A 12,795-nucleotide genomic window follows, 5' to 3' on the forward strand; every position below is an offset into this window, starting at 1 on the left:
CCACCCAGCAAGCCGTCGTCACCCAACACGCCGCCAAGCAATCCGCCGTCGCCGCCGCCGAGCAGGCTGCCCAGCAGGCCTTCGTCACCCAGCAAGCCGCCGAGCAGACCTCCCTCGCCGCCGAGGACGCCACCCAGCAGGCCGTCGTCACCCAGCACGCCGCCGAGCAGGCCACCGTCGCCACCGAGGACGCCGCCCAGAAGGCCGTCGTCGCCGAGCAAGCCACCCAGCAGTCCGCCGTCACCGCCGAGCAGTCCGCCCAACAAGCCATCGTCACCCAGCACACCGCCGAGCAGGCCGCCGCCGTCGCCACCAAGGACGCCATTCAACAGGCCGCCGACCGGGCCTTCGGCACCGAGGATGCCGTCGTCGCCCAGCACACCGCCCAGCAGGCCGTCGTCACCGAGCACGCCGCCCAGGAGCCCGTCATCGCCCACCAAGCCGCTGAGCAAGCCGTCTTCGCCGCCGAGCAGGCCGGCCAGCGGGGTCGCGTTCAGCAGGGAGCCGACCGCGCCGTCGGGGCCGAGCAGGCTGTCCACGAGCCCATCGCCACCGAGCAGTCCGCCGGTGAGGCCTTCGCTGCCGAGCAGGCCGGACAGGGCGCCGTCGCCGCCGAGCACGCCGCCCAGGATGCCTTCGTCACCGAGGAGGCCGTTGACCAGGCCGTCGTCGCCCAGCACGCCGCCAAGCAGGCCGCCCTCGCCGCCGAGGACGCCACCCAGCAGGCCATCGTCACCCAGGACGCCCCCGAGCAAGCCGCCTTCGCCACCGAGGACACCGCCCAGCAAGCCGTCGTCGCCCAGCACGCCGCCGAGCAGACCCCCATCGCCACCGAGCAAGCCGCCCAACAGGCCGTTGTCACCCAGCACGCCGCCAAGCAAGCCGCCTTCGCCGCCGAGGACGCCACCCAGCAGGCCGTCATCGCCCAGCACACCACCGAGCAGGCCCCCGTCGCCACCGAGCAGACCGCCCAACAGGCCGTCGTCACCCAGCACACCGCCCAGCAGGCCGCCTTCGCCGCCGAGCACGCCACCCAGCAAACCGCCATCGCCCAGCACGCCACCGAGCAGCCCGTCATCCCCCAGCAACTGCCCGATCAATCCGTCTTCGCCGAGCACGCTGCCCAGCAGGCTGCCGTCACCCAGCAGCCCTTCGAGCACCTGGCCGACGACACCGTCCGTGCCGAGCAGGTCGTCCACGAGGCCGTCCAGGCCCAGCGGGGTGGTGATGCCGCCGAGCAGGCCTTCGCTGCCCAGCACGTTCTCCAGCGCATTGCCCAGCGCGTCGGTCAGGTAGTCGACCTGGCCGATCAGCGAGCCGACGAGGGCGTCGGTCAGGCCTTCGCCGAGCAGGCCGTCGACCACAGGGGTCAGCACACCGCCCACGTGAACGGCAATGTCTTCGACCACGTGGTCCACCGGTTCGAACTCGTTGGGATCGTTGGCCTTGAACTCATCGCCGGTGACCGGCGAGAGCAGGTCGTCGACCAGGTCGGTGAGGCCGTCGGCCACGGGCATCAGCGAGGCCAGCGTGCCCGACGAGCCGGAGGCGCTGCGCACGTTGGTCGCACCGCCGCCCAGGCCGAGCGCGTTGTCGAGGGCGCCCAGCAGGTGCCCGGCGAGGCCGTCGCCCGGATCGAGCAGGTGGTCTGCGTCGGCATCGGCATCCGCGTCCGAATCGGCGTCCGCATCAGCGTCGGCGTCTGCATCCGAATCCGCGTCGGCGTCCGAATCGGCATCGGCATCGGCGTCTGCATCCGAGTCGGAGTCGGCGTCTGCATCGGCATCTGAATCGGCATCCGCGTCGCTGTCGCCGATGCCCGAGACGAACAGCGGGAACCCGCCGCCGTCGCCGCCACCACCACCGCTCAGCGCGGCGCCCAGGCCGATGGCGCCCAGCGCGCCGAGTGCGAATTCGCCCAGGCCGATGCCGCTGCCGGCTGCGGTCTTCTTGCTCACGGCGAGCGCCGCGGCTTCCGCGTCGCTGTCGGGCGAGGTGACATCGAGGTTGCCCGCGGCCACGTCGACGTTCACCTGTTCGAGGCCACTGGACAGCTTGGTCGAGGTGATGGTGGCGTCGGTGCCGCCCGCGAACACACCGGCCAGCGGCGCCTTGTTGGTGGCCGAGCCGGGGAAGAGCACGTTGGCCTGCCCGCCGTCGGGCACGATCACGCGGTCGCCGGCGATGAGGGTCTGGTTGCCGTCCACCGGCATGCGAAATCCGTCGCGCATGACGACCGTGCCGGGCGTGGCGTTGGACAGGGTGCCCAGGCTGGTCGGCCCGGCGGGCGCGGCCATGGGGGCGCCCGATCCGACGGGGCCCAGGGGGGTGACGCTGGCCTGTGCAAGCACCACGGGGGCGCCGCTTTCGGCGGCGGCGGGGATCGAAGCGATCGGCGATACGGTGGTGGTCATGCGGCCTCCTCGTCAAATAAATGACTACAGAGGGCAACATGCGTGCCGCCTTCGACTTCAGCCGTCAACGACGGACCGGAAACGCCGTATCCCTTTGATTCGAAACGATTTTTGTGCGAATGGCCCTGTCAGGCCAATGGTGCAAAACGGGCAGCTGTCGCCACTCGTTACGTAACACGGCGCACGCTTTGGCCGGAACGCCGGGCGCGTTCAGCGCGGGTCAGCCGCGCAGCCGGACCTGCAGGCTCTTCAGGTTGGCGAGCCACGCGAGGTAGTCCTCGTCGTCCTCGCCGAGTTCGGCCCAGGTGTCGTGGCCGTCCGCGTCGGGGTCGTCGAGGATGGCCTGCAGCGCGTCGGCGGCGGCATGGCGCAGGTCGGTGGGCGGCGCAGCCTTGCCGGCGCACCAGTCGACGGCGTCCGGGTGCACGTCGGCGCCGCCGTGTCCGGCGAGCAGTGCCAGCACTTCGGCCGCGGCGACGGTGCCTTCGGTCGAACCTGAATCCAGCGTCTCGCGGATGAAGGCGAGCGCGTCATCGGCTTCCTGCAGTTCCGCCAGCCAATCGAGTGCCTCGTCGTTGCCGAAGCCTGCTGTCGACCATGTACCCATTCGTTTGACTCCCGTGTGTGGCGCATCACAGAGTGGCCACGGTTTGAAGATGCGCTGATGCTAGCGGCGCGAATTTCGTGATCGCGCGCCCTCGCAGAATTCGTCAGAATGCCAGACGACGCTTCCCAGTAGCATGGCCGCGCTCCTGACATGGGGGCGCGTGATCATCCAGTCCGTGAGCCGCCGGGGAACACTTCCCTTGGGCCGGCGTTGCGGCGGTGTCCTTCCAGGACACGCCGCGGTCACGGCCGATCTGCCGTGCATGGCCCACGGAAGCAGATGCCGGGCCGCTTACCCATTCACAACCACGGTTTCAGGGAGAGATTCAGCATGTCATTCGTTTTTTCGTCGTTCACCGACCACCTGGGCGCATTGCCGCCCGAACGCGCGCGCCACGGCGATGCCTTGCGCGCACGCGTGCAGCAACAGGTGCAGGCGCCGTTGCATGCCGACCTGTCGGCCTTTTCCTTCCTGCCCGACCAGGCAGACCACCCCGACCACGAAGACGCGCCGCAGGTGTTCGCGCAGGCGGTCGAGCAGATGTACCTGCCCAGGCCGTGGCTGGGCGACGAAATTCCGCTGTTCTTCCTCGGCTACCACGCGATGAACCGGCTCAGCGGCAAGCGCACCTCGCAAGGGCTGCTGCTGACCGACCAGGCGGTGTACGTGCAGGACGACTTCACCGTGCTGTCGGCCGCACCGCCACCGGCGCAGGGCCATGCCTTGCCTGCGCGCGCGGACGATGCACCTTCGTTCGTCTCGACGCTGCTGGCGCGCTACAAGGCATGGAAAGACTGGTCCGGCGTGGCCGACGCGCCCGAGCCGGTGCTGCTCAAACGCTGCGGCGAACTGCTGGCACCGACGGTCGCGGCGGTGCTCGCGTACCACGCGGAAAACGGCAGCCAGCGGCAGGCGCAGCAGCGCGTCTGGACGCTGGCCGAGCTGGTGGCCGACCACGGCGCGATCGACACCTTGCTCGACCCCGCCAACCCGAAGCTCGCCAAGAAGCTGGGCAAGGTGACGGACAAGTTCCAGATTCCCGCGGGCGAGACGCTGCAGTTCGCGCTGGCCGACTTTCCGCTGTTCGGCGGCCCCTACGGCGTGGCGCTCACCGCGCAGGCGCTGTACGGCAAGGACCTGATGGAGTCGCCGCTGCGCATCGCGCTGGAGCGGGTGGAGGCGCGCGCGTTGCAGATCGGAGAGAAGGGCGACCAGCTGCTGACCGGCTCGACCCCGCCCATCGCGCTGCCCGCGCACATGAAGGAATCGCTGCGCGCACCTTTCCTTGCGTTCCTGCAGCAGGAGATCGCGCGCCTGCAATCGAAGGCCTGATCCGCCCGCGCGCCATTCAACAAGATTCGGAGGAGTTTTCATGGGGTTCAAGGACACGCTCGCGCACGCGATGCTCGACAACGACAAGCTCAAGTTCGACGCCGCCGCGCCTGCGCTTTCCGCGCAGGAGCAATGGCTGGTCACGCTGAGCACGCCGCTGTCGGCCTTCAACGGCGACTGCGTGAACGCGGTGCTCACCGGCAAGGACAACGACACCCTGCGCGAAGGCATCGCGCAGGTGTGGAACGTGAGCGACCGCGCGAGCTTCGAGCAGACCGCGCGCTGGCTGACCGAGGAAGGGCAGCGCGCGAAGTACCTGCCGGCCTGGAAGGCCATTGGCGCGATCGATGCGGCGGTGCAGTCCACGCCCGGCGTGCTGCGCCTGGTCATGGACGCGTGGTTTCCCGCGTTCTTCCAGATCAAGGCGCGCGAGCACCTGGACATGCGGGCGCTGTCCGCGCAGACCGGGCACTCGAGCGCCGAGCTGAGCCAGCTGATGACCGGTAGCCAGAGCTGGGTCGGCGCCTTGCGCAAGCACTTCGGCGTGGCGCCGGATCAGCTGACGAACCTGGTGGCCTGGGACGCGGTGCGCCTGGCCAACCTGTCGCGCTGGGCGGTACAGCTGGGTTACATCGAACGCGCGGAGTTCGCGGACTTTGCGGGCGGCCTGGCATCGCAGGTGCGTGCGGCCTATGCCAACTGGTCGCAGGTGAGCGCCGCGTACATCGCGGCGGGCCTGATCTGGCAGTACTCCGATGCGCGCGAAGAGCACCTGCTGCGCACCAACCGCCTGCTGCTGAGCGACACGCGCAGCCCGTGGCGCAGCGTGCCGTTCGCCTGAAGAGGTCCTAGTCCTTCGCCCTCAGCGCGTACACCGCGTAGATCGGCACGCCGAGAAAGAACAGCACCATCGGCGCGAACAGCGTGTAGGGCCAGCCGATGCCTTCCATCACGCGGTAGGTGCCGTCCAGGTGCAGGCGCGGATGGGGCTGCGTGAGGTCTTCGTACCGGCGCAGGCCCCACTGGAACTCCGCGCCGGTCGCGCGCACCGAAGGATGCTGGCGCGCGCGGCCCACGGCCAGCCAGCACATCGCATCGAAGGCCAGCACCGAGCCCGCAGGCGCGCGTTCGCCGAAGGTGGCGAACACGGCGTTCACCTGCTCGGGCGTGAGGTACATCAGCACGCCCTCGGTGAACAGGAAGACCGGCTGCGCCTGGCGCTTGCGCGGCAGGCCGAGTTGCTCCCACCAACCGGGCGCCGTGAGGTCGAGTTCGCGCAGGTCGTGGCGCGGATGCGTGTCGGGCAGCAGCTCGCGGCGCAGGGCCAGCACCTCGGGGAGGTCGGCGTCGGTCATGCGCGACTTGCCGTCGTCCAGCCATTGGAAGTAGTGGCTCAGGCCGCAGCCCAGGTTCACGACGCGCGCGCCCGGGTGCAGCTTGAGGAAGTCTTGCGCCAGGCTGCGAAAGCGCCGCGTGCGCGCGAGGATGCCGTAGATGGTCGTGCGGTCGTCGGGCAGGGCATGGTCGTCGTCGCGGATCTGCTCGAGGATGCCGGCGGCGTAGGCGTCGCGCACGGCCATCTGCGGAAACAGCGCATCGCCCGAAGCCCGCGCGGCCAGCGGAATCCGCAAGGTGGACGGCACGGCCGAGAGCTTGCGCGCGGATTTGCCGGTGGTCATGAATGCGGGGGCAGGGCCATGCGCAAAGTCTGGCCGCTCCCGCGCGTGCGGGCAAGTCAGTCTTTGGTGTTGCCCGCGGGCGGGCGCTGGCGCGCGAGGTGGCGGTACACGGTGCTGCGGTGAACGCCGAGCCGGCGGGCCGCGCGCGCCACGTCGTGGTCGCAGGCGCGCAGCGCTTCGTCGATGGCGTGGCGCGTGATGGTCTGCAGGGGCGCGTTGGGTTGCGACGCTGTGGCTTCGCTGAAGTCAGCAGGGGGTGCGGCGTCTTGCAGGTGCGCGGGCAGCGCATCGGCCGTCACGGCATCGCCCGGGTCGGCCAGCGCCACGAGCGCACGCAGCACGCTGCGCAGCTCGCGCACGTTGCCGGGCCAGCGGTAGGCGGCCAGGCGTTCGAGCGCGTCGTTCTCCAGGCACAGGTGCTTGGCGGCGCCGCCCGATTCGAGGAACAGCCGTGCGATCAGCGCGCGCCGGTCGGCACGCTCGTGCAGCGCGGGCAGCGCGACGGTGAAACCGGCCACGCGGTACATCAGGTCGGCGCGAAAGCGCCCGGCCTCGACCAGCGCGGGCAGGCCGGCGTGCGTGGCGCAAATCAAATCGAAATCGACCGCCACGCCCTGGCCGCCGCCCAGCGGCGTGACCACGCGGCCTTCGAGCACGCGCAGCAGGCGTGTTTGCAGCGCGAGCGGAATCTCGGCGATCTCGTCGAGGAACAGCACCCCGCCGTGCGCTTCGCGGATGCGCCCCGGCATGCCCTTGCGGCGCGCGCCGGTGAAAGCGCCTTCTTCGTAGCCGAACAGCTCGGCCTCGATCAGCGTCTCGGGCAGCGAGGCGCAATCGACCGCCACGAACGGGCCCGCGCTGCGGCGGCTGGCGGCGTGCAGGCGGCGCGAGAACACCTCCTTGCCGCTGCCGGTCTCGCCATTCACCAGCACCGGCACGCCTTCGTTGAGCACGCGCACGGCGCGCGCCAGCAATGGGCGCACGACGTCGTCGTGGTCGACGGGCGCGGCGTTCGCGGTCATCACCTGCCGCGCGCCGGTGCGGCCCGCGCCGCTGTTCGCCGTGCCCGTGCGCTCCATGACCGTCGCGATCTGCCGCCCGCCCGGCAGCGTGAGCAGGCTGCGCCGGTGCTCCATGCGCGGCCACTGCGCGCCCAGGAATTCTTCGGCGTCGAGGTCGAGCAGGCCCTCCCATGTGCGCCCGAACAGGTCGAGCGCCACCCGGTTGGCCGCCACGATGCGCCCGCCCTCGATCACCATCAGCCCTTCGCGCGCGGTGCCGATCAGCGCGGGCCGCGCATGGAAGCGCAGCACGTGGCCCGAGGCCTCGGCCAGCAGCATGCGGTGCTCGACCTGCTGCGCCGCCATGCGCACCAGGCCGAGGGCGTGGTGGTTCACGCGCGCGGTCTCGCCCGAGATGTCGAGCGCGCCGGCCAGCTCGCCGCGCCCGCTGAAGATGGGCGCCGCCGCACAGCCCAGCCGGCCGTTCTGCGCCAGGTAGTGCTCGCCGCCCAGCACCATCAGCGCCACACGCTCGGCCAGCGCGGTGCCGATGGCGTTGGTGCCGCGGTGGCTCTCCGACCATTCCACGCCGGGCTGCAGCGCCACGCGCTGGGCCTTGGGCAGGAAGTCGGGGCTGCCGATCTCCTCGAGGATCAGGCCACTGGCGTCCGATAGCGCGACGATGCAGCCGTTGCCCACCGCGTGCTCGGCGAGCCCGTCGAGTTCGGGCTGCGCGCAGCTGAGCAGGCGCATCGCCTGCTCGCGACGTTCGTTGAGCAGCGAAGGCGCCATGGGCGTCGGGTCGATGCAATGCGGATCGACCGGCCGGCTGCGCTGCCACGAGCGTGAGATGTGCGGCGCGATCCACGGCGCCGGGTCGCGGCCCTGCGCGAAGAACAGCTCGCGGGCCTGCGCGACGCTGACCGAGGGTGCGGAAGCTTCACTCATCTTGCGGAACTCCGTGGGCGGGATTGCCGGCGATTCGCCTTGTGCGACATCGTAGTCGCCGCCGTCGCGCCCATCTGTCGCAGATTGCGAATGGAAACCCTCTGCGCGGGCCGCGCCCCTGTGGCGCGGGGCTTGGGGATTGTCCCGATCCGCGCGGGTATGCCGCTTGCGGTGCTTGTGCGGGCCGCCGCATGTCGTGGCGCCCGTTCACACCTTACCCAACGGAGACAACCCATGGACATGCTCGAACCGGGCAAATTCGGTACCGCGGTGCCTTTCAAGAAGCGCTACGGCAACTACATCGGCGGCGAATGGGTCGCGCCGGTGGAGAACCAGTATTTCGGCAACATCACGCCGGTCACCGGCAAGGTCTTCTGCGAAGTGCCGCGCTCCAGCGCCGCCGACATCGAGCGCGCACTCGACGCCGCCCACAAGGCCAAGGGCGCCTGGGGCCGCACCTCGACCACCGAGCGCGCCAACATCCTGAACCGCATCGCCGACCGCATGCAGGAAAACCTGCCCATGCTGGCCGCCGCCGAGACCTGGGACAACGGCAAGCCGATTCGCGAGACCATGGCCGCCGACCTGCCGCTGGCCATCGACCACTTCCGCTACTTCGCCTCGTGCATCCGCTCGCAGGAAGGCGGCATCAGCGAGATCGACCACGAGACCTTCGCGTACCACTTTCATGAGCCCATCGGCGTGGTCGGCCAGATCATTCCGTGGAACTTCCCGATCCTCATGGCCGTGTGGAAGCTCGCGCCCGCGTTGGCGGCCGGCAACTGCGTGGTGCTCAAGCCCGCCGAGCAGACGCCGGTGTCGATCCTGGTGCTGATGGAGGTCATTGGCGACCTGCTGCCGCCGGGCGTTCTGAACATCGTCAACGGCTTCGGCGTGGAGGCGGGCAAGCCGCTGGCGTCGAGCAACCGCATCGGCAAGATCGCCTTCACCGGCGAGACCACCACGGGCCGGCTGATCTCGCAGTACGCGAGCCAGAACCTCATTCCGGTCACGCTGGAGCTGGGCGGCAAGTCGCCCAACATCTTCTTTGCCGACGTGATGGAGCGCGACGACGCCTTCTTCGACAAGGCGCTCGAAGGCTTCACGATGTTCGCGCTGAACCAGGGCGAGGTCTGCACCTGCCCGAGCCGCGCGCTCATTCAAGAGTCGATCTACGACCGCTTCATGGAGCGCGCACTGAAGCGCGTGGCCGCCATCAAGCAGGGCAGCCCGCTCGACGCGGCCACCATGATCGGCGCGCAGGCCTCGAGCGAGCAGCTGGAAAAAATCCTGTCTTACCTGGACATCGGCCGGCAGGAAGGCGCGCAGGTGCTCATCGGCGGCGAGCGCCAGCAGCTCGACGGCGACCTGGCCGATGGCTACTACGTGAAGCCGACCGTGTTCCGCGGCCACAACAAGATGCGCATCTTCCAGGAGGAAATCTTCGGGCCCGTGGTGTCGGTCACCACCTTCAAGGACGAGGAAGAGGCGCTGGCGATTGCCAACGACACGCTCTACGGCCTGGGCGCCGGCGTGTGGAGCCGCGACATGAACCGTGCCTTCCGCATGGGCCGCGGCATCCAGGCCGGCCGCGTGTGGACCAACTGCTACCACCAGTACCCCGCGCACGCGGCCTTCGGTGGCTACAAGCAGTCGGGCATCGGGCGCGAGAACCACAAGATGATGCTCGACCACTACCAGCAGATCAAGAACCTGCTCGTGAGCTACAGCGAGAACAAGCTGGGCTTCTTCTGATGACCGGCGAGGTCCTGCGCGTCACCGCGACCGACGCGGCGCTCGCGCTCATCGATGACCTCGCCGCACGGCACGGCCCGCTGATGTTCCATCAGTCGGGCGGCTGCTGCGACGGCAGCGCGCCCATGTGCTACGCGCAGGGCGAGTTCATCGTGGGCGACTACGACCGGCTGCTGGGCTCCATCGGCGGCATGCTGTTCTACATCAGCGGGCCGCAGTTCGAGTACTGGCAGCACACGCAGCTGATCATCGACGTGGTGCCGGGCCGCGGCGGCATGTTCTCGCTGGAAGGGCCGCTGGGCGTGCGCTTTTTGACGCGCTCGCGGCTGTTCACGGAGGCGGAGTGGGCGGTGCTCGAAGCCGAGGCGGCGGGGTAGGGCCCCGGCCGGTCGTCAGTTCGACGAAGCGAGCAGCTGCCGCACCAGCAGCTGCGTCGCCGGCGTCAGCGCCGCGCCCGTCTTCGTCGCCATCAGCAGGCGCCGCGTGGCCCACGCGTCCTTCAGGTGCACCACCTTCAGGTCTAGCGCGGCCACCTGCGCCTTGCAGGCGGCCAGCGGCACCACGCCGATGCCGAGGTTGGCGGCGATCATGTGGCACATCGCATCGAAGCTGCGCACCTGCACGCGCAGGCGCATCGGAATGCCGGCCTGTTCGGCCGCGCGCGAGGTCAGTTCGAGCAGCGAACTGCTGCGGTTCAGACCCACGAACTCGTGCGCCAGGCAGGTCTTGAAGTCGACCTGCTTCGCACGCAGGCGAGCCAGCGGATGTGGCTTGGCACACAGCACCACGAGCTCGTCGGTCTGGAAGGGCGCGACGTCGAGGCCGTAGGCGGGCGTGTTCTCGGCGAACACGCCCACGTCGGCGAGGCCGTCGACCAGCGCGCGCACGATGTCGCCGCTGAGCTGTTCCTCGACCTCGACGCGGATATCGGGATGCTGCCCGAGGAAGGCCGCCAGCGTGGTCGGCAGGAACTCCGTCAGTGCCGACATGTTGGCCCACAGACGCACGTGGCCGCGCACGCCGCTGGCGTAGTCGCCCAGCTCGTTGCTGAACTGCTCGAAGCCCTGGAACAGGCGCATCGCATGCTGCATCGCCACATGCCCGGCGGGTGTGAGCGCGATGCCCTGGGCGCTGCGTTCGAGCAGCTTGGAGCCGGTGGCGGCTTCGAAGTCGGACAGGCGTCGGCTCGCTGCAGAGAGCGCGAGGTGACACGCTTCCGCGCCTTTGGTGATGCTGCCCGACTGGGCCACGGCGCAGAACAGGCGCAGCGTCACGAAATCGACACGCGCGGGGTTGATGGTGCTGGCCATCGGCGGATTCTAGAGAGCGCGCCAGTGCCGAAAGTCATGCGCATGGGTTAAAAGAATTTTTGACATGTTATGTCGCTGCACCTATAGTGAATCCATCGAAGCATCGCGCGCTTCCCACGGTAGACAACCCAAAGGAGAGGTATGCAATCACTGCTGGATCAACTCGAAGGCCTCGATGTGCTGGCCGGTGCCGCGATGGGCGGGCTGTCTGTTCAGCTGCAGCCGATTCCGGGCAGCACGCCCGTGGTGCAGGTGAGCATCGAAGGGCGTGACGAGCTGCCGATCTTCGTCACCAGCTCCGACATGCAGATCATCTGCATCTGCTACCTCTGGACCGAAGAAGACGTGAAGCCCGCGCGGCGCACCGAGCTGCTCGAATCGCTGCTCGACCTCAATCCGTCGGTGCCGCTGTCGTCCTTCGGGCGCGTGGGCGGACGCTACGTGCTCACCGGAGCGCTGGGGCGCAACGCGAGCGTGGAAGACATCGCACGCGAAGTGGCCGTGCTCAGCGACAACGCGCTCGATGCGCTCGACGCCTTGTCTGAATTCCTGAATTAAGCGGAGATCATCATGACAGTCATCAAGAAGCTGGTCACCTTGCTGCGCGGCAGCGCCCGCGAAATCGGCGAGAGCGTGATCGACAGCAACGCCACGCGCATCTACGAGCAGGAAATCATCGACGCCAAGCACAGCATCGAGAAGGCCAAGGGCGACCTCACGGGCGTCATGGCCAAGGAGATGCAGTCGGCCCGCGAGATCGAACGCCTGAAGGGCGAGGTCGCGCGCTACGAAGGCCTGGCGCTCGAAGCGCTCAACAAGACCCAGGAAGGCCTGGCGCTCGACGTGGCGGCCAAGGTCGGCACGCTCGAGCAGGAGCTCGAGGAGCAGGCCAAGGCCCACGCCTCGTATGCGCTGCAGGTGTCGCGGCTCAAGGACCTGATCAAGTCGGCCGAGGCGCGCATCCGCGAGCACGAGCGCGAGATCGGCATCGCCAAGACCACCGAGAGCGTCTACCGCGCCACGCAGTCGATCTCCGAGAACATCGGCAGCGGCGGCTCGCGCCTGGCCAGTGCGCGCGAGTCGCTGGAACGCATCCGCTCGCGCCATGAAGACCTGTCCGACCGCATGGCGGCGGGCCAGCAGCTCGAAGACGAGTTCGGTCACAGCGCGCTCGAGAAGAAGCTGGCCGCGGCGGGCATCGGCAACGACGCTGACCGCACTGGCAAGGTGATGGAGCGCATCCGCGCCCGGCAGGCCAAGCCGTCCGAGCTGCCCAAGCCGTCCGAATCGGCTCCGGAGTGACGATGGTGCGGGTCAAGCCGGTTCGCTGGCAGGGCTCGGACGAGGCGATCCGCGCGGTCCAGGTGGCCTTCGACGTGGAAGAAGCCGTGCTCGAGGCCGTGCGCACCGCGGCCTTCGAGCAGCACGTGTCCACGCCCGACCAGATCCGGCAGGTGCTGGGCCTGGCGACCACCTCGAAGCCGAAGCGGCCGCGCCTGACGGTGTCGTTGAACACGGCCGACTACGAATTTCTGGCGGCGCGCTATGGTCTGTCACCTGACGACCGCCTGGCCATCAAGGAGAGGGCCACGCGCGAACTGATTGCCTTTGCAGGCAAGGCGAACAAGAAGAACACCGGCACGAAGAAGCCGGGTGGCAGGTAAGAAGAAAAGAGAACAACAACCAACCCGCACGCGGGAGGATCAATGGGCGATTTCATGGGAGCGGTGACGGGGTACCCCACCGCGA

The 12,795-nt window shown here is 69.0% G+C and carries 12 protein-coding genes; 7 read left to right on the forward strand and 5 right to left on the reverse strand.

Going from position 1 to position 12,795, the window contains the following annotated elements; all coding sequences use genetic code 11:
• Together AC07Y4_RS31645 and AC07Y4_RS31650 are read right to left on the reverse strand one after the other, a co-directional pair.
• A partial coding sequence (locus tag AC07Y4_RS31645; protein ID WP_495275617.1) for a hypothetical protein occupies positions 1-2,414 on the reverse strand: 2,414 nt, incomplete at its 3' end.
• A 220-nt stretch (positions 2,415-2,634) separates the two neighbouring features.
• A complete protein-coding gene (locus AC07Y4_RS31650) occupies positions 2,635-3,021 on the reverse strand; it encodes a DUF4259 domain-containing protein (protein WP_487847254.1) in 387 nt (128 codons plus the stop codon).
• Positions 3,022-3,351: 330 nt separating this feature from the next.
• On the opposite strand from AC07Y4_RS31650, the gene AC07Y4_RS31655 reads away from it, so the two are divergent.
• Entirely contained in the window at positions 3,352-4,353 is a 1,002-nt protein-coding gene (locus tag AC07Y4_RS31655) for a hypothetical protein (protein ID WP_487847253.1), read from the forward strand.
• Between the two features lie 40 nt (positions 4,354-4,393).
• The gene (locus AC07Y4_RS31660) at positions 4,394-5,194 is read left to right on the forward strand and encodes a DUF1266 domain-containing protein (RefSeq protein WP_487847252.1); all 801 of its coding nucleotides are present in this window, start codon (positions 4,394-4,396) and stop codon (positions 5,192-5,194) included.
• Between the two features lie 7 nt (positions 5,195-5,201).
• Here the strand turns inward: AC07Y4_RS31660 and AC07Y4_RS31665 are convergent, their stop codons facing one another.
• Both AC07Y4_RS31665 and AC07Y4_RS31670 read right to left on the reverse strand, forming a co-directional pair.
• Positions 5,202-6,032: a class I SAM-dependent methyltransferase gene (locus AC07Y4_RS31665; protein WP_307694005.1), complete on the reverse strand. Its 831-nt coding sequence runs from the start codon at positions 6,030-6,032 to the stop codon at positions 5,202-5,204.
• Between the two features lie 56 nt (positions 6,033-6,088).
• Positions 6,089-7,981: a sigma-54-dependent Fis family transcriptional regulator gene (locus AC07Y4_RS31670; RefSeq protein ID WP_487847251.1), complete on the reverse strand. Its 1,893-nt coding sequence runs from the start codon at positions 7,979-7,981 to the stop codon at positions 6,089-6,091.
• Positions 7,982-8,215: 234 nt separating this feature from the next.
• Here AC07Y4_RS31670 and adh point away from each other — a divergent pair, with 234 nt between their 5' ends.
• Positions 8,216-9,736: an aldehyde dehydrogenase gene (adh, locus tag AC07Y4_RS31675; protein ID WP_487847250.1), complete on the forward strand. Its 1,521-nt coding sequence runs from the start codon at positions 8,216-8,218 to the stop codon at positions 9,734-9,736.
• Positions 9,736-10,113, forward strand: a complete 378-nt coding sequence (locus AC07Y4_RS31680) for a DUF779 domain-containing protein (protein ID WP_487847249.1) — start codon at positions 9,736-9,738, stop codon at positions 10,111-10,113. The genes adh and AC07Y4_RS31680 overlap by 1 nt, the downstream gene beginning before the upstream one ends.
• Positions 10,114-10,128: 15 nt before the next feature.
• Here the strand turns inward: AC07Y4_RS31680 and AC07Y4_RS31685 are convergent, their stop codons facing one another.
• Positions 10,129-11,046, reverse strand: a complete 918-nt coding sequence (locus tag AC07Y4_RS31685) for a LysR family transcriptional regulator (RefSeq protein WP_487847248.1) — start codon at positions 11,044-11,046, stop codon at positions 10,129-10,131.
• A gap of 141 nt (positions 11,047-11,187) precedes the next feature.
• On the opposite strand from AC07Y4_RS31685, the gene AC07Y4_RS31690 reads away from it, so the two are divergent.
• From AC07Y4_RS31690 to AC07Y4_RS31700, 3 genes are read left to right on the forward strand one after another with little or no spacing between them, the layout of a single operon-like run.
• A complete protein-coding gene (locus AC07Y4_RS31690) occupies positions 11,188-11,604 on the forward strand; it encodes a YjfI family protein (RefSeq protein ID WP_062476391.1) in 417 nt (138 codons plus the stop codon).
• A gap of 12 nt (positions 11,605-11,616) precedes the next feature.
• Positions 11,617-12,348: a PspA/IM30 family protein gene (locus AC07Y4_RS31695; protein ID WP_487847247.1), complete on the forward strand. Its 732-nt coding sequence runs from the start codon at positions 11,617-11,619 to the stop codon at positions 12,346-12,348.
• Between the two features lie 2 nt (positions 12,349-12,350).
• A complete protein-coding gene (locus AC07Y4_RS31700) occupies positions 12,351-12,710 on the forward strand; it encodes a hypothetical protein (RefSeq protein ID WP_062476395.1) in 360 nt (119 codons plus the stop codon).
• Positions 12,711-12,795 lie beyond the last annotated feature (85 nt).

This window comes from Variovorax sp. GW460-12-1-14-LB1, from assembly GCF_059423605.1.